The organism is Actinomadura viridis (genome assembly GCF_015751755.1).
In the GTDB taxonomy this organism is placed as follows: domain Bacteria; phylum Actinomycetota; class Actinomycetes; order Streptosporangiales; family Streptosporangiaceae; genus Spirillospora; species Spirillospora viridis.
The window spans coordinates 1,238,485-1,258,555 of the sequence record NZ_JADOUA010000001.1; the positions used below are offsets into that span (position 1 = coordinate 1,238,485).

General features: G+C 71.3%; 22 protein-coding genes and 1 tRNA gene. 10 read left to right on the plus strand and 13 right to left on the minus strand.

Going from position 1 to position 20,071, the window contains the following annotated elements:
* The first annotated feature begins 100 nt into the window (after positions 1 to 100).
* Both IW256_RS05420 and IW256_RS05425 read left to right on the plus strand, forming a co-directional pair.
* A complete protein-coding gene (locus tag IW256_RS05420; RefSeq protein WP_197009904.1) occupies positions 101 to 1,039 on the plus strand; it encodes a tetratricopeptide repeat protein in 939 nt (312 codons plus the stop codon).
* 393 nt (positions 1,040 to 1,432) lie between these two features.
* Positions 1,433 to 2,836, plus strand: coding sequence for an NAD-dependent malic enzyme (locus IW256_RS05425; protein WP_197009905.1), 1,404 nt, complete (start codon positions 1,433 to 1,435; stop codon positions 2,834 to 2,836).
* 156 nt (positions 2,837 to 2,992) lie between these two features.
* Here IW256_RS05425 and IW256_RS05430 read toward each other — a convergent pair whose 3' ends face one another.
* Entirely contained in the window at positions 2,993 to 3,424 is a 432-nt protein-coding gene (locus IW256_RS05430) for a hypothetical protein (protein ID WP_197009906.1), read from the minus strand.
* On the opposite strand from IW256_RS05430, the gene IW256_RS05435 reads away from it, so the two are divergent.
* The 8 genes from IW256_RS05435 to IW256_RS05470 all read left to right on the plus strand — a co-directional run bounded on the left by IW256_RS05435 (position 3,417) and on the right by IW256_RS05470 (position 9,592).
* Positions 3,417 to 3,773, plus strand: coding sequence for a hypothetical protein (locus IW256_RS05435; protein WP_197009907.1), 357 nt, complete (start codon positions 3,417 to 3,419; stop codon positions 3,771 to 3,773). The two genes, IW256_RS05430 and IW256_RS05435, sit on opposite strands and share 8 nt — an antisense overlap.
* A gap of 116 nt (positions 3,774 to 3,889) precedes the next feature.
* Positions 3,890 to 4,465 carry a YqgE/AlgH family protein gene (locus IW256_RS05440; protein WP_197009908.1) on the plus strand — a complete coding sequence of 192 codons (576 nt, stop codon included), beginning with the start codon at positions 3,890 to 3,892 and terminating at the stop codon, positions 4,463 to 4,465.
* A 126-nt stretch (positions 4,466 to 4,591) separates the two neighbouring features.
* Positions 4,592 to 4,855 carry a DUF3039 domain-containing protein gene (locus tag IW256_RS05445; protein WP_197009909.1) on the plus strand — a complete coding sequence of 88 codons (264 nt, stop codon included), beginning with the start codon at positions 4,592 to 4,594 and terminating at the stop codon, positions 4,853 to 4,855.
* Positions 4,856 to 5,404: 549 nt separating this feature from the next.
* Positions 5,405 to 6,220 carry a zinc metalloprotease gene (locus tag IW256_RS05450; protein WP_197009910.1) on the plus strand — a complete coding sequence of 272 codons (816 nt, stop codon included), beginning with the start codon at positions 5,405 to 5,407 and terminating at the stop codon, positions 6,218 to 6,220.
* Between the two features lie 36 nt (positions 6,221 to 6,256).
* Positions 6,257 to 7,999, plus strand: a complete 1,743-nt coding sequence (locus IW256_RS05455; RefSeq protein WP_197016108.1) for a DEAD/DEAH box helicase — start codon at positions 6,257 to 6,259, stop codon at positions 7,997 to 7,999.
* Positions 8,000 to 8,084: 85 nt separating this feature from the next.
* A complete protein-coding gene (locus IW256_RS05460) occupies positions 8,085 to 8,708 on the plus strand; it encodes a GNAT family N-acetyltransferase (RefSeq protein ID WP_197009911.1) in 624 nt (207 codons plus the stop codon).
* A gap of 211 nt (positions 8,709 to 8,919) precedes the next feature.
* Positions 8,920 to 9,471: a divisome protein SepX/GlpR gene (gene sepX / locus IW256_RS05465; protein WP_197009912.1), complete on the plus strand. Its 552-nt coding sequence runs from the start codon at positions 8,920 to 8,922 to the stop codon at positions 9,469 to 9,471.
* 47 nt (positions 9,472 to 9,518) lie between these two features.
* A tRNA-Ala gene (locus IW256_RS05470) sits at positions 9,519 to 9,592 on the plus strand.
* Between the two features lie 69 nt (positions 9,593 to 9,661).
* Here IW256_RS05470 and IW256_RS05475 read toward each other — a convergent pair.
* The 12 genes from IW256_RS05475 to IW256_RS05530 all read right to left on the minus strand — a co-directional run bounded on the left by IW256_RS05475 (position 9,662) and on the right by IW256_RS05530 (position 19,157).
* Positions 9,662 to 10,933, minus strand: coding sequence for a tyrosine-type recombinase/integrase (locus tag IW256_RS05475; RefSeq protein ID WP_197009913.1), 1,272 nt, complete (start codon positions 10,931 to 10,933; stop codon positions 9,662 to 9,664).
* The gene (locus IW256_RS05480) at positions 10,933 to 11,112 is read right to left on the minus strand and encodes a helix-turn-helix domain-containing protein (protein WP_197009914.1); all 180 of its coding nucleotides are present in this window, start codon (positions 11,110 to 11,112) and stop codon (positions 10,933 to 10,935) included. The genes IW256_RS05475 and IW256_RS05480 overlap by 1 nt, the downstream gene beginning before the upstream one ends.
* Positions 11,109 to 12,476, minus strand: a complete 1,368-nt coding sequence (locus IW256_RS05485) for a replication initiator (RefSeq protein WP_197016109.1) — start codon at positions 12,474 to 12,476, stop codon at positions 11,109 to 11,111. The genes IW256_RS05480 and IW256_RS05485 overlap by 4 nt, the downstream gene beginning before the upstream one ends.
* Positions 12,477 to 12,629: 153 nt before the next feature.
* A complete protein-coding gene (locus IW256_RS05490; RefSeq protein WP_197009915.1) occupies positions 12,630 to 12,785 on the minus strand; it encodes a hypothetical protein in 156 nt (51 codons plus the stop codon).
* 169 nt (positions 12,786 to 12,954) lie between these two features.
* On the minus strand, positions 12,955 to 13,800 hold the full coding sequence (locus tag IW256_RS05495; RefSeq protein ID WP_197009916.1) for a DUF2637 domain-containing protein: 846 nt from the start codon (positions 13,798 to 13,800) through the stop codon (positions 12,955 to 12,957).
* Entirely contained in the window at positions 13,797 to 14,081 is a 285-nt protein-coding gene (locus IW256_RS05500) for a hypothetical protein (RefSeq protein WP_197009917.1), read from the minus strand. The genes IW256_RS05495 and IW256_RS05500 overlap by 4 nt, the downstream gene beginning before the upstream one ends.
* Positions 14,082 to 14,183: 102 nt before the next feature.
* Positions 14,184 to 15,536: an FtsK/SpoIIIE domain-containing protein gene (locus IW256_RS05505; RefSeq protein WP_197009918.1), complete on the minus strand. Its 1,353-nt coding sequence runs from the start codon at positions 15,534 to 15,536 to the stop codon at positions 14,184 to 14,186.
* A gap of 11 nt (positions 15,537 to 15,547) precedes the next feature.
* The gene (locus tag IW256_RS05510) at positions 15,548 to 15,925 is read right to left on the minus strand and encodes an SCO3933 family regulatory protein (protein ID WP_197009919.1); all 378 of its coding nucleotides are present in this window, start codon (positions 15,923 to 15,925) and stop codon (positions 15,548 to 15,550) included.
* A gap of 143 nt (positions 15,926 to 16,068) precedes the next feature.
* Positions 16,069 to 16,887: a protein phosphatase 2C domain-containing protein gene (locus IW256_RS05515; protein ID WP_197009920.1), complete on the minus strand. Its 819-nt coding sequence runs from the start codon at positions 16,885 to 16,887 to the stop codon at positions 16,069 to 16,071.
* Between the two features lie 5 nt (positions 16,888 to 16,892).
* Positions 16,893 to 17,738, minus strand: a complete 846-nt coding sequence (locus IW256_RS05520) for a sigma-70 family RNA polymerase sigma factor (RefSeq protein ID WP_197009921.1) — start codon at positions 17,736 to 17,738, stop codon at positions 16,893 to 16,895.
* A 119-nt stretch (positions 17,739 to 17,857) separates the two neighbouring features.
* Positions 17,858 to 18,244, minus strand: coding sequence for an ATP-binding protein (locus tag IW256_RS05525; protein ID WP_231403670.1), 387 nt, complete (start codon positions 18,242 to 18,244; stop codon positions 17,858 to 17,860).
* A 103-nt stretch (positions 18,245 to 18,347) separates the two neighbouring features.
* Positions 18,348 to 19,157: a Scr1 family TA system antitoxin-like transcriptional regulator gene (locus IW256_RS05530; protein ID WP_197009923.1), complete on the minus strand. Its 810-nt coding sequence runs from the start codon at positions 19,155 to 19,157 to the stop codon at positions 18,348 to 18,350.
* Positions 19,158 to 20,071: the final 914 nt, after the last annotated feature.

Here is a 20,071-nt window from a genome sequence, read left to right on the forward strand (position 1 = left end):
AGGGCGCAGGGGAGACGGAATGCTCCGCTGGGAGCGGACGGGCGTACGGTCGGGGGCCTTCATGGGGCAGGATGGACCCATGCCTTCTCGGGACTTTTCGTTGCACGGGGCCATTGATCTGGGGGCCCGCCAGGCAGCCGCCAAGAAGCAGCAGGACCGCCAGGCGAACGGCGGCGGTGGCGGTGGCGCCGCGGCGGGCGGCGGTGGCGGCGCGTACGTCGTCGACGTCACCGACCAGACCTTCAACACCGAGGTGGTGGAGCGGTCGCGCACCGTTCCCGTCCTGGTCGACTTCTGGGCCGAGTGGTGCGGGCCGTGCAAGCAGCTCGGCCCGATCCTGGAGAAGCTGGCGGGCGAGGCCGCGGGCAGCTGGATCCTCGCCAAGGTCGACATCGACGCGAACCCGGCGCTGGCCCAGTACATGCAGCAGATGGGCGTCCGCGGGATCCCGTTCGTCGCCGCGGTCGTGGGCGGGCAGCTGCTGCCGTTCCTGAACGGCGCCGCCCCCGAGCCGCAGGTGCGGCAGGCCATCGACCAGCTCTTCGAGGCCCTGCGCAAGGAGGGCATCCTGCCCGAGGGCGACGTTCCCGAGAACGCGGCGGGCCAGGCGGGGCAGGAGCCGGCGGCCGACCCGGTCTTCGCGGAGGCCGAGGACGCCCTGCAGCGGGGCGACCTCGACGGCGCCCGCGCCGCGTTCCAGCGCGCCCTGGAGAAGTCCCCGCAGGACGCCGACGCCAAGCGCGGGCTGGCGCTGGTGGACCTGAGCCTGCGGGTGCGCTCGCTGGACGCCGGAGAGGTCCTGCGGAAGGCCGGTGCGGAGCCCGGCGACGTGCAGGCCCAGATCCAGGCGTCCGACATCGAGCTGGTCTCCGGGCAGATCGAGGCCGCCTTCGACCGGCTGGTGGCGGCCGTCCGCCGTACCGCCGGGGACGACCGCGACGCCGTACGCAAGCACCTGCTCACGCTCTTCGAGGTCATGCCGCCGGACGACCCGAGGGTCGGCAAGGCCCGGCGCGGCCTGCAGTCCGCCCTCTTCTGAGCGGCCGGCGACGACTCGGGACGGCGCGGGACGGCTCGCCGAGCCGTTCCGGCCGCTCGCCGGCCGCTCCCCGGCCGCTCTCCGGTCGGTGCGCGCGACCGGCGCGACCTTGATGTCCCGGCGCGCCGGTGAGCGTATGCTCGATGCGATGACCGCGCCCGAGCGGCCTGCGTGAAGCACTTCTACGGGGCCGATCCCGCCGATCCCCGGCTCCACACCTCGTGATCGACACGACGCGGCTCCCCGAGCCCGCCGTCGTGGAACCGGTCGTGACCGCGGCGGAGGCGGTCTGAGCCGGCGGCGGAGCCGGCCCGGCGGCCGGCTCGTGAGGGGTGGACCGGGCGGGGCCGACCGGGCGGGGCGAGGACGTACCCGTAGCAGAGGGAGCAAGTCGTGGCCAGCGTGCCCAGCGTGTCGTATTCCATCACCGTCCGGCTGGAGGTCCCCGCCGGGGGCAAGGCCGTCAGCCAGATCACGCACGTGGTCGAGAACGCCGGCGGCATCGTCACGGCGCTCGACGTCAACACCGCCGGGCACGAGACGCTGCGCATCGACGTCACCATCGCCACCCGCGACACCGAGCACGCCGAGTCCATCGCGACCGCGCTGGAGAAGATCGACGCGGTCCGGATCCACAAGGTCAGCGACCGGACCTTCCTGATGCACCTCGGCGGCAAGATCGAGATGCAGTCCAAGGTGCCGCTGCGCACCCGTGACGAGCTCTCCATGGCGTACACGCCCGGCGTCGCCCGGGTCTCGCTGGCGATCGCCCGCAACCCCGAGGACGTCCGCCGGCTGACCATCAAGCGCAACAGCGTCGCGGTCGTGACCGACGGCTCGGCGGTGCTGGGCCTGGGCAACATCGGCCCCGAGGCGGCGCTGCCCGTGATGGAGGGCAAGGCGGCCCTGTTCAAGCGGTTCGCGGGCATCGACGCCTGGCCGATCTGCCTGGACACCCAGGACACCGACGAGATCGTGCGGACCGTGCAGATCCTGGCGCCCGCGTTCGGCGGCATCAACCTGGAGGACATCTCCGCGCCGCGCTGCTTCGAGGTCGAGGCCCGGCTGCGCGAGCTGCTGGACATCCCGGTCTTCCACGACGACCAGCACGGCACCGCGATCTGCGTGCTGGCCGCGCTGACCAACGCGCTGCGCGTCGTCGGCAAGGACATCGGCGCCGTGCGCATCGCGATGGCGGGCGCGGGCGCGGCCGGCAGCGCGATCCTGCGGCTGCTGCTGCACGCCGGCGCGGCGAACGTCGTCGTGTGCGACTACAAGGGCGCCGTCCACAAGGGCCGCGACGACCTGGACGACTCGCTGCGCTGGATCGCCGACCACACCAACGCCGAGGGGTACGCGGGCGACCTGCGCGGCGCGGTCAAGGACGCCGACGTGTTCATCGGGGTGTCCGCGCCCGGCATCCTCACCGGCGACGACATCGCCACGATGAACGACGACGCCATCGTGTTCGCGCTCGCCAACCCCGAGCCGGAGGTCTCGCCCGACGAGGCCCGCGAGCACGCCGCCGTCGTGGCCACCGGCCGCAGCGACTACCCCAACCAGATCAACAACGTGCTGGCCTTCCCGGCCGTCTTCCGCGGCCTGCTGGACGCGCAGGCCAGCGCCGTCACCGACGCCATGCTGGTGGCCGCCGCGACCGCCCTCGCCGGGGTCGTGGCCGACGAGGAGCTGGGCCCCAACTACATCATCCCGAGCGTCTTCCACGCCGACGTGGTCCCGCGGGTGGCGGGCGCGGTGCGCGAGGCGGCCGGCGGCCGGCCCCGCACCGAGGTCTGATCGCGGTACCGAGGTCCGATCGCGGTACCGACGTCTGGAACGCGCTACCGACGTCTGGATCGCGATATCGAGGTCCGGCGCGGTTCCGCCCCCTGGTCGCCCGCGGTCCGCCCGTGCGGGGTCAGGGGGCGGGGCGCCGGCCCGGCCGGCGCCGGCTCAGTCGGCGCCCTTCCTGGCGAAGACCTGCTCGCGCCGGCGCGGCCAGATCCCGCCGTACCAGAAGATGATCACGCCGGTCACCATCGCCGCCGCCCCGGTCGCTCCCCGCGCCCACAGCACCGTGCTGTCGGACCCGGTGCGCGGCAGCTGGTCCTCGCCCGTGGGGGCCGGCGCCGGCGACGCCTTGCGGCAGTCGGCGGTCAGGGTCCTGCTCCTGACCGGAACGTTCTTCCAGGTGACCTGGATGCGGGTACGGCGGTCCTCGCGCAGCGTGACGGTGCTGGTGCGGGTGGCCCCGCGCTCGATCCGTCCCGGCGCCGCGCCGCTGTCGTCGTTCTTCTCGATCGCGTAGTCCTCGGTCGCGGAGCCGGTGTTGTGCACCGTGACCCGTACCGTGCGGCCGGGGCACTGGACCGATCCGATGGTCACCCGCAGCGGCTGCGCCGGAGGCCGCGTGGTCGTGCGGGTCGGGGTCGGCGACGGCGAGGACGAACGGGTCGGTGACGCGCGTGTGGGGGTGGGGGTGGGGGACGGGCTCTGGCCGGTCCGGGTGGGGGTCGGGCCGGTCGGCGTGGGAGTGGTGGGGGTGGGCGAGGTCGTGGCGCTCCTCGTGGCACTGTTGGCCTCGGGCGCGAACCACGCGTCCCAGATGAGGGGGATGGCCAACAGAGCCCCGATGACGAAGAACACGGCCGCGATGACGACCCTGGGCAACTGCATCGCGTTCCTCCCGGCTGGCCGCCCGCCGGTCCGCACCCGCGCGCGGTCGCTTTCCTAGATCATTATTGACCCGGGACCGTATTGTTCTTGTATCCCCGGACGAGGGGAACGCGTAACAGGCTAACGACTGGGGGGACGTGCCGCCGAGGGCCTCGGCAACGCATCATGGATCCCATGGAAGACGGCATCAGGGTCGGGCTACTGCTGGTCGCGACTCCCCAGCTGGACGACCCCAACTTCAAGCGCAGCGTCGTCCTGGTGGTGGAGCACGACCTGGAGGGCGGCACCCTGGGTGTTGTCCTCAACCGGCCGACCGAGGTTCCCGTGGACCGGGTGCTGCCGCCGTGGGCCGAGCTGGTGACCGGGCCGTCGGTCGTCTTCCAGGGCGGTCCGGTGGCGCTCGACAACGCGCTCGCGCTGGCGCGGCTGCCCGGCGAGGACGAGCCGCTGGGCTGGCGGGCCCTGGACGGCGGCTCGGAGGTCTCCCGCGTCGGGCTGGTCGACCTGGACGCGCCGCCCGCGCTGCTGGCGCCCGAGCTGCTGCAGCTGCGGGTGTTCGCCGGATACGCGGGCTGGTCGGCGGGCCAGCTGCGCTCGGAGATCGAGGAGGGCGCCTGGTACCTGGTGCCGGCCGAGGCCGGGGACGTGTTCGCCGGCGACCCCGAGCGCCTCTGGCAGGAGGTCCTGCGCCGGCAGGGCGGGGATCTGGCCTTCGTCTCCACGTTCCCCGAGGATCCGACGCTGAACTGACGTGTGCCGGCGCTGAACTAAGGTGTGGGGCGTGGGCGGAGCACACCGGCGGCCCTCCGGTGGCACGCCGATGACGACAGCAGCCATGCGGACGCGGCCCTCGTGCCGCTGGGGCGAGGAGGCCATGTGAGCACCAAGATCCTTCCCGAGAGCGATACCCGGCCGGATCTCTCGCACGGCGACGGCGATCACGAGCGGTTCGCCCACTACGTGAAGAAGGCGAAGATCACCGAGAGCGCCGTCACCGGCACGCCCGTGATCGCGCTGTGCGGCAAGGTGTGGGTACCCAACCGGGACCCGAAGAAGTACCCCGTCTGCCCGGAGTGCAAGAAGATCTACGAGTCGATGAAGTCCGGAGGCGGCGACGGCGACGGCGGCGGCAAGAAGTGACGTCCGCCCGCTGAGCCCGGCGAGCCCCCGCGCCGCCAGGACGTCCCGGTCTCCGGCGTCGCGACGCGCGGGCGCGCCGGGCTCGCGTGCCGTCCGGCACGTGCCCGCGCCGCGTCGCGCGGCCAGGTACATGATCGGCCGGTGGCGGGGCATGGACGACCACGCGTCGTGACGTTCTGAAATTCGGGGGAATCTCTCATGGGGCGGGTCATGGTGGCCTCTTTGTGCGCACTGTCGGTCACTCTGTGCGCCTTCCCGGGTGCGAAGCGTGGCGAAGGGGCGCCGGGACGTCCCCTCGGCCCCGGCCGTGCCGCCTCCGCCGAGGCCCCCGAGCCCCCCAAGCCTCCCGAGGTCCCAGAGCCCCTTGAGGTCCACGCGCCCGAGTCCCCCGAAGCGCCGGAGCCGCCTTGTGACGACCTGCCGTACGGCACGGGCGCCCTCCGTACGGGCACGCCGGCATCCGCCCCCGCACCGGGCCGTGAGGCGCCCGCACCGCGGCGGCCCGGACGGCGGGGCCCGCACGACCCGAGCCCCGGTCAGGTCAGGGACATGCTGGCCGACCTGCGGGCGACCCTGCGCTCCCGGTACGGGACCGGAGACGAGCGGGAACTGGACGCGACCCGTCGGCGGGCCGGCCGCACTGTCGTACCCGTCTGGTTCCATGTCATCTCGGACGGCGCCAGGGGCCGGGTGCCGCGATCCGCGGCGCGCGCGCAGATCGCCACCCTCAACCGGGCGTACGGCGGCAGGCTGGGCGGTGCCGACACCAGGGTCGCCTTCCGGCTGGCGGGTTACCGGACGTGGCCTAGGCGGGCCTGGTTCCGTGACCCGGTCCGTCACGAACGCCAGATGAAAGGGGCACTGCGCAAGGGAGGGAGCGAGACGCTCAACCTTTACACCGCGGCGGTGGGAAAGGCCGTGCTGGGGTTCTCCACCTTCCCCCAGTGGTACCGGGCGGACCCGGCGGGCGACGGCGTCGTGATCGACTACCGGACGCTGCCGGGCGGCGCGTTCAGGAGGTTCGGCCGCGGGTTCACGGCGGTGCACGAGGTCGGGCACTGGCTCGGGCTGTTCCACACGTTCGAGAACGGCTGCCGGCCACCCGGTGACGGGGTGGCCGACACGCCGTACGAGGCGCGGCCCGCGGGCGGCTGCCCCCGGGCCCGGGACACCTGCCCGAGATCCGGCCGCGATCCTGTGCGCAACTTCATGAACTACGCCTGGGACCGCTGCATGCGGGAGTTCACGGCCGGTCAGGGCCTGCGCGTTCGCGTCTCCTGGGCGGCCTACCGGACGCGCGCGCACCATGTGCCGGACGCCGCCGATGGGTATGGCGAGGCGCGATCTGTCGGTGGGGCTCGGTAGCCTTCGATGACCGTGAGCACCTTCGCCGCATCGAACATGCCCCCCGCCTTCCCCGAGCGGGCCGCCTGGGGGACGGCCTCGTCCCTGCGCGCCTGGCAGCAGCAGGCGCTGGAGGCGTACTTCGGCAGCGACGGGTCCCGGCCGGGGCCGCGCGACTTCCTCACGGTCGCGACGCCCGGCGCGGGCAAGACCACGTTCGCGCTCCGGCTGGCCAGGGAGCTGCTCGACCGCCGGATCGTCGCCGCGATCACCGTGATCTGCCCCACCGAGCACCTCAAGCGGCAGTGGGCCGAGTCGGCGGCCCGCGTCGGCATCCGCATCGACCCCGAGTTCCAGAACGCCCAGGGCCGCGTCGGCAAGGACTTCCACGGCATCGCGGTGACCTACGCGACGGTCGCGGCCCGGCCCGCCCTGCACCGCAACCGCACCGAGGCCCGCAAGACCCTGGTGATCTTCGACGAGGTCCACCACGCCGGCGACGGCCTCTCCTGGGGCGACGCGGTGCGCGAGGCGTTCGAGCCCGCCGCCCGGCGGCTGTCGCTGTCGGGGACGCCGTTCCGGACCGACATCAACCCGATCCCCTTCGTCCAGTACGAGGAGGGCCCCGACGGCATCCGCCGGAGCCGCGCCGACTACACCTACGGCTACGGCCCCGCCCTCGCCGACGGCGTCGTCCGGCCGGTCATCTTCCTCGCCTACGCGGGGGAGATGCGCTGGCGCACCCGGGCCGGCGACGAGATCACCGCCACCCTGGGCGAGCCGCTCACCCAGGACCAGACCTCCCAGGCGTGGCGGGCCGCGCTCGACCCCAAGGGCGACTGGATCAAGCAGGTCATCGCCGCCGCCGACCGCCGGCTCACCGAGCTGCGCCGCGCGATCCCCGACGCCGCGGGCCTGGTGATCGCCACCGACCACGAGGCGGCCCGCGCGTACGCCAAGATGCTGCGGGCCGTGACCGGGCAGGGCGCCACCGTCGTCCTGTCGGACGACCCCACCGCGAGCAAGAAGATCAAACAGTTCAGCGACACCGACGACCGCTGGATGGTCGCGGTCCGGATGGTGTCGGAGGGCGTGGACATCCCCCGGCTGGCCGTCGGCGTGTACGCCACGTCCACCAGCACGCCGCTCTTCTTCGCCCAGGCCATCGGCCGTTTCGTCCGGGCCCGCAAGCGCGGCGAGACCGCGTCGGTGTTCCTGCCCTCGGTGCCCACCCTGATGGGGCACGCCGCCGAGATGGAGACCGAGCGCGACCACGTCCTGGACCGCCCGGTCCGCGAGGACGGCCTGGACGACGACCTGCTGGCCGAGGCCAACCGGGAGCGCGACAACCCCGACGTGGGGGAGGAGCTGCCGTTCGAGACGGTCGAGGCGTCCGCCACCTTCGACCGCGTGCTCTACGACGGCGGCGAGTTCGGCATGCAGGCCCAGCCCGGATCGGCCGAGGAGGAGGAGTTCCTCGGCATCCCGGGCCTGCTGGAGCCCGAGCAGGTGACCGCGCTGCTGCGCAAGCACCAGGCCCAGCAGGTCGCCGCCGAACGCAAGCGCAAGACCGGCGACCCGCGCGCCGACCGTACCGCCGCCGAGGACCTCCACACCCTGCGCAAGGAGCTGCAGGGCCTGGTCGGCGCCTGGAACCACCGCACCGGCCAGCCGCACGGCGTCATCCACAACGAGCTGCGCCGTACCTGCGGCGGCCCGCCCATCGCCCAGGCGTCCGCCGAGGACATCCGCAAGCGCATCGCCAAGATCCGCGAATGGGCCGCCCGCCGCCGTTCCTGACCCCGGCTCCGCGTCCCGGCGCGATCGTCGGGGACAATTGATGCGTCCGGACGCTCGACCAGGGAATCATGGAGCCGTGGAACGGATGCGGGGTTGGCCGGTCACCTTGACCGAAGGCCCGGTCGGGCTGCGCCCGCTGCGGCACCGGGACGCTTCGACCTGGCGCGACCTGAGGGTCCGCAACGCCGACTGGCTGCGCCCCTGGGAGCCCACCAACCCCGAGACGCCCCTGTTCCGCAGCGGCCTGGGCCCGTACCTCGGCATGGTCCACAGCATGCGGCACGAGGCCCGCCAGGGGCTGGCGCTGCCCTGGGTGGTCACCTACAACGACGACTTCGTCGGCCAGCTGACCATCGGCGCGATCGTCTGGGGCTCCGCCCGGTCCGCCCAGATCGGCTACTGGGTCGACCGCCAGGTCGCCGGCCGCGGCGTGATCCCCACCGCCGTCGCCCTCGCCGTGGACCACTGTTTCTTCACCGTCGGCCTGCACCGCTTGGAGGCGAATATTCGCCCGGAGAACGCGGCCAGCCGCCGGGTGGTGGAAAAACTCGGATTCCGGGAAGAGGGAATTCGCCGCCGGCATCTGCACATCGACGGCGCCTGGCGCGATCACATCTGCTACGCCCTCACCGTCGAGGACGTCCCCGGTGGCCTGCGCTCACGCTGGCTCGCCACCCGCAAGCAGGCATTTCCCCGATCCCCTTCGTGACCTTGGACCGGGGCTGAGTTTCTCCCGTAAGAATCCTGCGATCGAGAAGCCCTGGCAAACGGAGAGTAACCCCGGGATCGATCTCGCGACACACCGCCCCTTATACTCGTCAACCTCTGACACCGGCTCGTACCGTGCGGGGCGTGACCCTGCTCCCAATGCACGTGCGCGCGCCGAAAGCCGGGCCGCCCTTGGCCCCGGCGGTGGGCCGGTGAGCAGTGCCGTCCTTTACCTGGCCATCGTCGCCGTATGGGCCGTCGTCCTCGTCCCCATGTGGCTGCGCCGCGACTCCGAGTCCACCGGCATCTCGAGGCTCCTCCACAAGCGCGCACCCGAGGAGGAGGTCACCGAGGCCGACGAACACGCGCCCGACGCCGCGCCCGAGCCCGAGGCGCCGCCCGAGCCCGCGCGGCGCCGTCCCGGCCGCGCCGCCGTCATCGCCCGCCGCCGCCGCCGTACGGCCGGCCTGACGCTCCTGGTGGCCACCTCAGCCGGCGTCGCCGCCCCCGGCTACGCCCCCTGGTGGATCATCGCGCCGCCGGTCGTCCTGATGGTCTGCCACCTCGCCCTGCTCCGCGTGGCCGCCGGCATCGACGCCACCCGCCGCCTCGAACACGCCGCCGCCGCCCGCGCCCGAGCCAAGGCCCTCGCCGCCCGCAGGGCGGCCGCCGAGGAACAGGCCCGCGCCGAGATCATCGAACTGCCGGTCGAGGAAGAGGTCTTCGACCAGTACGCCGACGACCGCCGGGCCGTCGGCGAGTAACCCAGGCGCGAGCACCCTCAAGAGTTTGCTAACCTAGCGGAGTCCTTGGGGCTGTAGCGCAGTCCGGTAGCGCACCTCGTTCGCATCGAGGGGGTCAGGGGTTCAAATCCCCTCAGCTCCACCCAGGTCAAAGGCCGGTCCCCGTCGCGGGAACCGGCCTTTTTTGGTGCCGTACAGCAGTGAAGTACAGCTACGAGCCCAGACTCTTGCCGAGCCGCTTGAGCGCCTTCCTCGTCGCTTCCGCCGAGACTTCGCTGTAGACGTTCATCGTGACCGAGATCTGGCTGTGCCGGAGGATCTGCATCGCCACGCGCGGATGCACGTCCATGGCCACCAGGAGCGAGGCGCAGGTCTTCCGGGTGGCGTGAACGGGGATCTGCGGCACCCCTGCCTTCTCGCACGCGGTGACGAAGCTGCGGTTGAAGTTGCGAGGCTCGATCGGCTGCCCGTTCCGGGTGGTGAACACCAGCCCGAGGTCCGGCCAAGGCTCCTCGGCCCTATCCCGCGCTGCCGCCTGGTCCTTCTCCCGCTCACTGAGCGCGGTGACGCAGATGTCCGGCAGAGGGAGGACGGCGTCCGAGGATTCGGTCTTGGTCTCCCGGTGCAGGAGCTGGCCCCGGATGCGCTGGATCTGCCAGCCCACCGTCAGCTCGGCCTTGTCCAGGTCGACGTCGTCCCAGCGGAGCCCGAGCATCTCCCCGCGCCGCAGGCCCAGGACGAGGATGAGCACGAACGCCGGGTAGAGCGGATCCCGCCGCTTGCGGGCCGACTCCAGGAACTGGCGGGCCTCGTCGACCGACCAGGGCTTGACCTTGCGGCGCCGAGGCTTGGGCACGCGCAGGAGCCCGGCCACGTTGCGGGGGATGATCTCCTCACGGACGGCGTTGTTCAGGGCCGCCCGCAGGACCGTCCAGGCGTCCCGGATCGTGCGGTCCGACGCCAGTTGCTCGCAGCAGTCCCCGATGGCGCAGCAGCGTTGATCGCTCCTGGTTCTGCGTTCGTCCTTGCCTTGAGCGCAGCACTGGCAGCGCTCACGTAGCCCGTTGAGCCACGTGCGGACGTCCTGAACGGTCAGCTTGTCCAGCCGCTTCCTACCGAGTTCAGGGACGATGTAGAGCCGTACGAACATGTCGTAGTTGGCGGCGGTAGCCGGTGCCAGGTTGGGATCAACCACCTCGCGCAGCCAGTACGACAGGTAGCCGGCCAAGGTCGGCGACTTGGTGGCGACCGGCCCTTGCTTGGCGGCGGCGTGGAGCTTGAGCCATTTCTCGTGGGTTTCCGTGCGGGTCTTCCCGTAGGCCCATTTGCGCTTCCGCTGGCCGTCAGGGGTGGTCACCCAGACGTACGCGGCGAAGCCGTTGCGGTAGGGGAAGATCGAGCCTTCCCCGTTCGCCCGGCCCCGCCCACGGCTCTTACGCTTCCTCGCCCCTTGGAGATCGTCGGGGGATGCACCCTTGGACATTAGGCGGCCTCCTCGGCAAGTAGGTCCAGGTATTCGGCGAGGGCGTTGACGGGGACGAGTCGGCGACGGCCGATCTTGACCGTGCGGAGCTGGTTGGAGCGGATGAGGTTGTAGAGGGTCCAGCGGCTCACGCGGAGCCGTTCGGCGGCCTCGTCGACGGTGAGGACGAGTTCGTTCAAGCCGTGCTCCCTTGCTCGGTGGCGTTCGGGTTGAGGGGTGGTAGTGGTGTGCCGGTGATTGCTGCGGTGAGGAGTGCTTCGCCGGGGGTGAGTCCTTGGCCGAGGTAGCGCCAGTGGGCTACGACGAGGACCTGGTCCTCGTCGGTGAGCGGCAGCCGCCCCGTGGTGATCTCGTGTTCGCGCTGGTTGTGGAGGATCCGTGCCTCACGCAGGGCGCCGAGGGTGGTGGAGTAGCGGCGGGATTTGGTGGAGAAGTGGCCGCGGAAGCCGAGCATGTGTGCCCAGTCGGCCAGCCGTAGTTCCGCCAGCTCCGGCAGAGCCCCCAGGCGGAGGCATTCGGCGATGAGTCGTCGGGCGTGTGCGGTGACGGGGAGGGTCCCGATGTCGTCGGTGGCGCGGATGCGCCGGTCGAGGGTGCCGACGCATTCGGCGGCCTTGGTGGCGTATTTGGCGATGTAGCCCGCCACGGCCCGATCGGTCAGTTCCCCCGTGGTCGTGATCGGTCGCAAGTCGACTTGCGGACCCCAGGCCAGCGAACGGGAGGGGAGGCCGGGGGCGGCGGGGGTTGGGACGGTAACGGCGCGTGCGCCTTGTTGGACGGCGTCGGCCAGGACCTCGTGTGTGGCCCATGCGGGTGGGGGTGAGTCGGGTCCGGTGGGTCCGTCGAGTCGGATGACGGCGTGGAAGTGGACGACGCCGCGCCGCTGGTATTCGGCGACTTTGGCGAAGGAGAGGGTGAGGGTGTCGCCGAGCTGGCGGAGGGAGAGGCCGGCGGCTTTGGCGATCCGCCGCCGCAGGGCCATGGTGAAGCGTCGCCAGAGTTCGGGGGCGAGGGCGTTGAAGAGGACGGAGCCGGTGTGGTCGTAGCAGTCGGGGCACAGTGGTTCCCCGAGGCGCCCGTCATCGGCCGAGTGCCGGACGGTGCACGACATTGCCCGTCCGTGCGGGCAGGTGCCCGCGTTGCGCCGGGGGTGGCAGGGCGCCACCGCCCCGCCGGGCTTCTCCCGTCGGGCGTGGACGGTGCCGAACGAGGGGGCGGTGAGGGTGACGAACGCGGCCGGATGCGATGCCACCGAGCTGGGGACGCCTTTGCCGCCGGTCAGTCCGGCGCGGACGAGTTGGTAGGTGTCGGCGCGGTAGGTCTCGGCGCAGGAGGGGCAGCGGGACGCGCGCCGTGTCTTGCACGCCACCCGCAGGACCCCGCCGGGTTCGCGGGCGGTGGTGTAGCGGTGCAGGAGTTCGCCGGTGAGGGGGTCCAGGTGTTCGACCCGTCCGCGTAGGTGGATCGGTTGGGCGCAGCCGCCCATGGCGCGGGTTCGGGCGGCCCACCGGGCAAAGTCGCGCCGGTTGATGCGGGCGGCCATGTCACGGGCGGCGGCCGGAGTCACCACGGGCGGGGCGGCGTGTTCGGGCACGGCGGGCAGGTCTCCCCTCGTCGAGAACGGACCGGTCAGGTCCCGGACGTGGCGCGGGTGCTGGCGGCTTGTGCGGCCAGGTCCGGGGGACGGGGTGGTGGGTTAGAGGGCGGTGAAGAAGGCGGCCAGGGCGTCGGCGAGGGCGGCCAGCCCGCCCAGGACGGCGGTCACCGAGCGAGCGGCCCCGGTGGGGTGGCGCAGGACGTAGAGGGCCAGGACCAGGCAGCAGGCGATGGCGGTGCAGCGGCGCAGGAACACGGGGGTCTCCGTTCGGGTCAGGTGTGGCCGGTGCCGTCGCAGTGGGGGCAGGTGTCGCCTTCTCCGGTCAGGCCGGTGGTGCCGCAGTGGCAACACGCCCACCCCGCCACCGGCGGGACCAGGACCGGGCGCTCAGGGGTGTCGGCCTGTGGCGATGCGGGGGTGTCCATCACGCGGCCTGGCCTTCCTGGTTCGGGTGTCCGGTCGTTTCGGTGCGGATCTGGCGGAGGAGGTCGGAGGCGAGTTGGTTGGAGACCCCGAGCCGGGCGCGTAGCGCGTCACGGGTGATCGGCCGCCCGTGCCGGTCCTGGTGTTCGTTGGCGACGCGGCGGGCGAATGCCACCAGCGGCACCGCCGGAGCCGAGGCCGGAGACGGGGGCGCGGTCGGGGACGGGTCGTCCTGCTCGGGGACGGGGATCGTGGTCTGTCCGCCCTCGTCCTCGTCGCCGTCCCGGTCCTGGTTCTCGTCCGGCGCAGCGGGGACGGGCGCGGCCAGTTTGGAACGAGGCCCGTTCTGAACCGCCGGTACCGAGGACGGGGACGGTTCAGCCTCAGGGCGCCCGAAGGACGGAGGCGCTGTCATCACATCCGGGACATCCGAGGACGGGGCAGCCGACAGGCCCGCCGGAGCGCCGCCGGTCTTGCGGCGCTCCAGCATGGAGACGGCGACCAGGAAGGCTCCGGCGGGGGTGCCGGCGGTGATCCACCCCCAGACGGTCGGGTCGGCTTGGGCGAGGTTGGCGGCCAGGGACAGCAGGATTCCGCCGACCAGGACCAGCGTCGGCCACGACAGCCGCCCCGTTCGGCGTCCGGTCCGCTTGTCGCGCTGGCGTTCTCCGGCGGCCATGACGCAGGTGAGGTCGATGCAGACGGCGATGGCCCAGGCCATCCATCCGGTCTGGCCGTGTTCGGTCGCGGTGTCGCGGATGTGGGTGAACGACCCCGCAGCCGCGATCACGGCCAGGACCAGGACCGGGCCGGAGTCGGCGACCGCGCCCAGGACCCGGCGGGTCACGCCGCCCGCCCGGAGGTCACCAGGTCGAGCAGGGCGGCCAGTTCGGCGTCACACCGGTGCCCCTGCGCCCACTCCTCCGCCTCACCGGCGAAGGCCGAGGCGTAGGAGTCGGCGCAGCGCTCGCAGCGGGCGATGTGCAGGGCTCGGAGGTCGTCCCAGCGGAGGGTGACCGGTGGGACGGCCGGGGACGCCCAGGACGAGGCGGGACGACCCAGCGGAACGGGGCGGGACGAGAAGGCAGAGCCAGGACGGCGACGGGGACGAGGGCGAAGGGTGGTCACGGAAGCCTCCGGGACGGTTTTGGGCATGGGGCTGGTAGGGACGTGGCGTGATCAGGGCTCACACCCAGCCGTAGAAAGAGGAGAAGAGGAGCGCGCCCGCCGTTATGCGGCGCTGTCCAGCGCCGGGGGCGTGGTGGGGGCGGTGCCGATCAGGGCGTCCCAGGCGGGGGTGAGGTGGGCGTGGTCACGGGCCGCCTGTTCGGCCTGGTCCTCGGAGACGAACACCGACCGGGCGCGATGCCAGGACCCGTCCTGGCCGGCGACCACCGCGACGCCAGGGGTTTCGGCGGGGATGGCGCGCGCTGCGTCCAGGGCGGCCGGGTCCATGTCACCGAGGGTCATGTTCGCGGTTTCGGGGTCGTTGACGCGGTGGCAGACACGGCCGGACAGCTGGGAGCGGAGGGCGGTGACGCCGGGGCCGAGGTCGGAGCCGATGCGCTGGCCGCACACGATCAGGTGGACGGCGAACGCCCGCCCGAGTTGAGCCACCCGCAGCAGCGCGGTTCCGGTGCGGGATACCTCGTCCTTCTCGGAGCGGTCGGCCATGAGGAACAGTTCGGCGACCTCGTCGATGAGCAGGACGATCGGCACCGGCCGCAGCGCCACGGGCAGGTTCCACACGTTCCGCGCCCCCTGCTCCCGGCACAGGGTCATCCGGTTCTCCAGTTCGCCGACCAGGTCGCCCAGCAGGTCGACGCACTCTTTGCGGGTGGTTGCCAGGGCGGACAGGCGGGGGGCGTAGGGGGTGAACTCCACTCCGCCCTTGAGGTCGAACCCCACCAGCGCCAGAGGTTGCGGCGCGAGGCCCTTGATGATGGCGTTGGCCAGGTTCGACTTGCCTGACTGTGTCGCGCCCGCGTTCAGCCAGTGAGGGACGGTGCGGAAGTCGATCACCCAGTCCCGGCCGTTCTCCAGCTTCCCCGGCCGCACCCGCAGCAACTCGCCCGTCTCCGGGGTCACGGCGACCTCGGTGAGGGGGTCGCGCATGGTCGCCCACAGCGTGACCCGGCCAGGCTTGACGTCGACGACCCGGACCGAGTGCACCCGCCAGGCGTGCGCGATGCCCTCCGCCGCCCGCTCGTAATCGGCGGGGACCTGGCCGTCATGCAGGCGGACCCGCATGTGCCAGCCGAGGCGGGTCGGGCGGAGAACACCGAGGCGGGGGGCGCGTTCGACGTCGACGCGGCGCATGCGGCGTTTGTGCTCGACCACCGTCGCCGCGTTCCGCGCCGCAGGCCCGACCACCGGCACCGCATCCAGCGTCAGGCGCCACCGCCGCCGGCGACGGGTGAGTTTGCAGCCGGAGGCGACGTGATGCCAGGTCAGCACCACCAGCACCGCACGAGCGGGGAACGCGACGCCGTACCAGAACGAGGCCGGGTGCCAGCGGCGCCAGGCCCAGAGCCCGACCGCGGAAGCGGCCAGGACCCCGAGCAGCATGTAGAAGTCGTTCATGATCGCCGTCCTCAGGCAGCGTCCGCAGCACCGGAGACCGGCGCCGGACCGGGCGAGGGAACGGCCACAGGTGCGGCCAGGATGATCCGCTCGGCGCGGTAGGCGATCCCCCAGCGCTTCTCACCGTTGCGGATCTGCTCCCAGGGGAACGCCGTCAGCGCGACCGGGGTGACGATCTGGCCGAGGGTGACGTCCTGGTCGCCGGAGACAGCCACGTTCAGCAGCTCGACCCGGCCCATCGGGTCGGCAGCCGACAGGCCTACCGTGAACACGGCCTGGCCGTTGCGGTCGACCTTGACCTCGCCGGTGTCCTGGTCGACCAGCTTCGGGCGCGGCGGGGACACGCACACGAAGGTCAGGTTCGAGACGTCTACGGGGATGTTGCGCATGAGCCCTCCAAGAGCTTCGAGTTCCGTCCACCCCCCTAGACATTCTGTGGCGGCTTGATTGACGCCATTGTCTAGGGGGGTGCACAGCTAAGGTAAGCGACGAGCGTGCGACTGTCTAGGGGGGTACTCAGATTCTTTGGGAGTCAGTCCCGCAACGCCCAGTAGACCGCTGTGGCATCATCGTGGGTCTTGCTGCGCGGCCAGCGTCGCCCCTCCGGGTCGTCCCGCTCTGCCGCCCTCGTCTGGGCAAGGAGGGTTTCCGGGCCGTTGTGGCGGAGCAGGCCCAGGAGGCCCGCCCAGGTCAGTAGTCCGAAGCGGTCTACCAGGCGGCTTGCACCGTCGCTGAGCAAGGCGACCTCGTCGAGGTCCTGGAGGGGTGCGGAGCCGGTGAGCGCTTCCCCGGCCGCCGCAGGGTCGGTACTGGCCACCCAGAACCCGCCCGGCTGGTTGCGGTACGAGGCCAGGGAGTCGACGTAGGACCTCAGCGCGGTGGTGTGCTCGGTACTTCCGGTCGGTAGGGCGTCCATGCTCTTGCGCAGCGCCTTGCTGGTGATCGCCAACCGGTCATCACTGATCACGAGTTCGCCGCCCGGCCGGTTCAGGACGAGGACGGAGTCGGCCAGGACCAGGTGATCCAGCATCCCGCCATGGCGCCGTGCGATGGTCACGGTCGCCGAAGGGGTGCCCGGGTGGCCGAGATCGCAGGAGTCGCCGTGCAGGCCGTTGACTCGTTCGATCGCCCGGCCGAGCGCTTCGGGCAACGACCGTTCCGGGACGATCTCCGCCAGGAGTACGCCACCGAGGCTCCGTGCGTACCAGGCCGTTCCGTGCACGCAGCCGGACGGCGTACCCGGCGGGGCGCCGGCCCCGTCCAGGAGCACCACGACATCAGGCCCGGCAGCGACGAAATCCTCGTTCGGGCGGTCGGGCCGGGCGGGGGAGGAGGCGAGGCGAACGCGCATGCGTCTCAGGCCGACTCGCCGTCATGCCGGTACAAGGGTGTCAGTAGTTCGGTACGGACCGGCTCATGCGTGGTCGGGTCGTACTCGGTGCCGACCACGACCGAGAACCGGTCGCTTCCCACCTGGCCCCACAGTGATCCGATATCGGTGGTCAGCAGGTTGACCACCCCCAGTGAACCCTCAGGGTGCACACCGGCGATGGCGATGAACGAGCCTTGCCCGTCCGGCCGGGGGAGACGCCCCAGATACCCCACGTCATACGGTCGGGCCGGGTCTTCTTCCTGGCCCGAGCGGAACCCCTCACCGGTCCGGGTGTCGCGCAGCAGCCATCCGACCTCGTCGCGCTCCCACTCAAGCACCGGGTCCTTCTCGTACGACTGGCGCATGGCCTCGGACATGCGGGGGCCGCAGATCACCAGCAGCCCAGGCCGGTTCAGATCGATCTCGCCCGTCAGGGAGACATGGTCATAGCTGACCGACAGGTCGAAGGTGCGCGCCAGCTCTTCCAGCCGTTTGCCCGTGGTCAGGTCGTCCAGCGCCACATACGTTCGATCGCTCGCGGGATCGGGCCGCAGCGGCGTCACCACCGTCACCGAACCTACCCCGAGGAAGGCACCCTCGGGCGCCGGCCCTTTGTGCCGGATCTGATGGATACGTCCGCGGCTGAGTCCGGCCTCCTGCGCTATCTGCGCGTACGACATACCTTGGGCGTGAAGCTCCTGGATCAGCCGCCGCCGCAGCCGGGCAAGCTCGGTCACTTCCTGCTGTGCTTCCGCCAGGCGTCCGGTCGCGGCACGCAGCAGCTCGTAAGGGTCTTCGATCTGCGCGATGCGCTCGAACTCGCCCGGCATGACACCTCCCTCGTCCGCCAGCGAGTCTAGGACTCTAGACACCGCCCGGGAAAGCACATGGCCCGTTGAGGAACTCACAGCCAGCAGGCGCCGCCGCCGACGAGGGATCGGGGGACCGCTCACGCCACCTCGCCCACGACGTCGGCCCAGACCCGCCGCCCCACCAGGACGAACTCCGACCCCCACTCCTTGGAGACCGCATCGACGATCGGCAGGCCCCGCCCGGAGGTGGCGTCGAGGTCAGGCACCTTCCCCAGCGCGGGCACCGAGCCGGACGGAGCCCCCTGGTCGATGACGATCACCCGTACGTGATCGGTATGCACCTCCAATTCGAGGATGAACCAGCCGCCCGGCTCCCCGCTGGCCGTGTGCTCCACCGCGTTCGTACAGAGTTCACTGACGACCAGCTCGACCATGTCGGCCACGTCGACGGGGACCTGATCGGCCGCGAACGTCCAGGCGAAGCGCCGTGCGTCGCCGACTGATTCGGGCCGACCCGAGAACATACGAGACAGGCGTGTCACGTCGGTCACCACCCGCGCGTCTAGGGGGCTACACACCCCGAGGATGACGCAGCGTATGACAGATCTAGGGGTCTATTCAATACGTTCAGTGAATAGAATGTAGGGCCTCTTCAAGATCACAGGCGGCCCGCTTCACCAGATCACGAGCCCGATCACCGAACACCGCCGCCCGCTCGAACCCCTCGAAGACCTCCGCGTAAGCCCGCACCTCTTCGGCATCGCTCAAGGTCAGTTCACGGGTGAATGTCTCCACCGTCACCGCCGCCTCGTCGTACACCGTGAACCCGTGCAGCGGCACCGCGGCCCGCCCCAAGGGCACCGAACCAGGCAGCACGCCCAGCCGCACGTTCGGGCGCTCCGAGGCCGTCAGCAGGTGAGCGAACTGCCCGCTCATGCACTCGCCAGAACCCGGCCATGTCCGGAGCACCGCCTCAGCCAGCACGAACGTGAACCGCCGATCCCCATCCACCAGGACAGCGGCCCGATCAGCCTCAGCACCGGCCCGCTTGCCGGCAGCCGCCCCGTACTCGGCCGTCCGCAGCAACTCCGGGACCACCATCGACTCAAACACCCGCAGGGCCCGAGCGGCACGCCCCAACTCGACACCGGCACCCGCCCGGAAGGACACCCCGGCATCCACACGCCGAGGCACCGACTCCGCATACGCCTCGTTCACCAGTCCGCCCAGCCGGTCGACCTCAGCCGCCTCAAGGCCCAGAGCGCCGAACAGCCGCAAGACCACACCGGGATCGGATACTCGTCGCCCCGTCTCCACCCGAGACACCGTCGGCTGAGGAAGCCCAGCCCGAGAAGCCAGCCCCACACCCGACAACCCCGCAGCCGTCCGCAACCGCCGCAACTCCCGGCCGATCTCCCGCAGCCGCTCCTCACCCATAACCGAGCGTTCTACCACCCACCGGCAGCCGAGACCGCCCACACCGCCAAGACCAGCAGAGACACCAGCGCCGACAGAGCCACAGGGGCCCCGATGAGAACTTTCTCTACGGTTTCAAGGGCGCCGCTACGCGCCGCCTGCGGCCGCCCGCCCCGGCGCGCCGGGCGTGCGGCCTGTCCCGTCCGGTCCCGACGCGCCGGTTCGCCCGTCCGCCTACGAACGGTAGTAGCGGGCCCGTACAACTGACCGGTCCTAACTGGACCATGCGCTTGGTGAGGCCTCAGGTCGTTAACCGGACTCCTCGCCAGCCAAAGGAAGTATCTCGATAGCCACTGTGTGACCTGGGTAGTGACGTGCCCGCCAGGCGTGGACAGTCACCTCGAACCCGTTCAACCCAAGAAAGGCCAGGTCAGCTATCGCGTCCTGATCTATTCCGTAGGGCTCGCACACGTATAGCCAACGGCCGTCTTCAAGGCGAAGACGGTATGAGTGGTCTACCCACGGTGCAGGCCGTTCGTTCTCGGTTCGACTATGCCTCGTACGTAGAAGAGGCGCCGGACCAGCCGCCTTGTGCCAGCCTGATGAAGTTCCTCGTGGTTTGGGACTGGTGCAGCATGGGCAGGAAGGCGAGCTTCCGGCTTCCGGATCTGTAAGGTCCGCAACTGAGTACCTGGGTGCCATGTGCTCAGCATGACACCAGTGGAGCGAGCGCAGTGGTTGACGTTCCGCCGATCGCCGTGACCAGTTGCGGTCTGACACGGGGTTGGGGGCGATCGCTGCCGCGGGGCTTCCGGTGCTCGGGCCGTGGCCGGCCCTGCGCTCCGGGTCCCCTTGCCCTCGGATTATGCGAATGCTGTGGCAGGCCGGGCGGACTGCTGTAGCACGGAAGTACAGCAATAGCGGTCTACAACAGC

Coding starts and splice junctions, on each gene's coding strand:
- IW256_RS05455 (WP_197016108.1), top strand. CDS start 6,257: ATGCCCCCCGCCTTCCCCGAGCGGGCCGCCTGGGGGACGGCCTCGTCC.
- IW256_RS05505 (WP_197009918.1), bottom strand. CDS start 15,536: ATGAACGACTTCTACATGCTGCTCGGGGTCCTGGCCGCTTCCGCGGTC.
- IW256_RS05450 (WP_197009910.1), top strand. CDS start 5,405: ATGCTGGCCGACCTGCGGGCGACCCTGCGCTCCCGGTACGGGACCGGA.
- IW256_RS05520 (WP_197009921.1), bottom strand. CDS start 17,738: ATGCCGGGCGAGTTCGAGCGCATCGCGCAGATCGAAGACCCTTACGAG.
- IW256_RS05475 (WP_197009913.1), bottom strand. CDS start 10,933: ATGTCCAAGGGTGCATCCCCCGACGATCTCCAAGGGGCGAGGAAGCGT.
- IW256_RS05510 (WP_197009919.1), bottom strand. CDS start 15,925: ATGCGCAACATCCCCGTAGACGTCTCGAACCTGACCTTCGTGTGCGTG.
- IW256_RS05530 (WP_197009923.1), bottom strand. CDS start 19,157: ATGGGTGAGGAGCGGCTGCGGGAGATCGGCCGGGAGTTGCGGCGGTTG.
- IW256_RS05435 (WP_197009907.1), top strand. CDS start 3,417: ATGGTCACCCGCAGCGGCTGCGCCGGAGGCCGCGTGGTCGTGCGGGTC.
- IW256_RS05515 (WP_197009920.1), bottom strand. CDS start 16,887: ATGCGCGTTCGCCTCGCCTCCTCCCCCGCCCGGCCCGACCGCCCGAAC.
- IW256_RS05460 (WP_197009911.1), top strand. CDS start 8,085: ATGCGGGGTTGGCCGGTCACCTTGACCGAAGGCCCGGTCGGGCTGCGC.
- IW256_RS05525 (WP_231403670.1), bottom strand. CDS start 18,244: ATGTTCTCGGGTCGGCCCGAATCAGTCGGCGACGCACGGCGCTTCGCC.
- IW256_RS05440 (WP_197009908.1), top strand. CDS start 3,890: ATGGAAGACGGCATCAGGGTCGGGCTACTGCTGGTCGCGACTCCCCAG.
- IW256_RS05485 (WP_197016109.1), bottom strand. CDS start 12,476: ATGGCCGCCCGCATCAACCGGCGCGACTTTGCCCGGTGGGCCGCCCGA.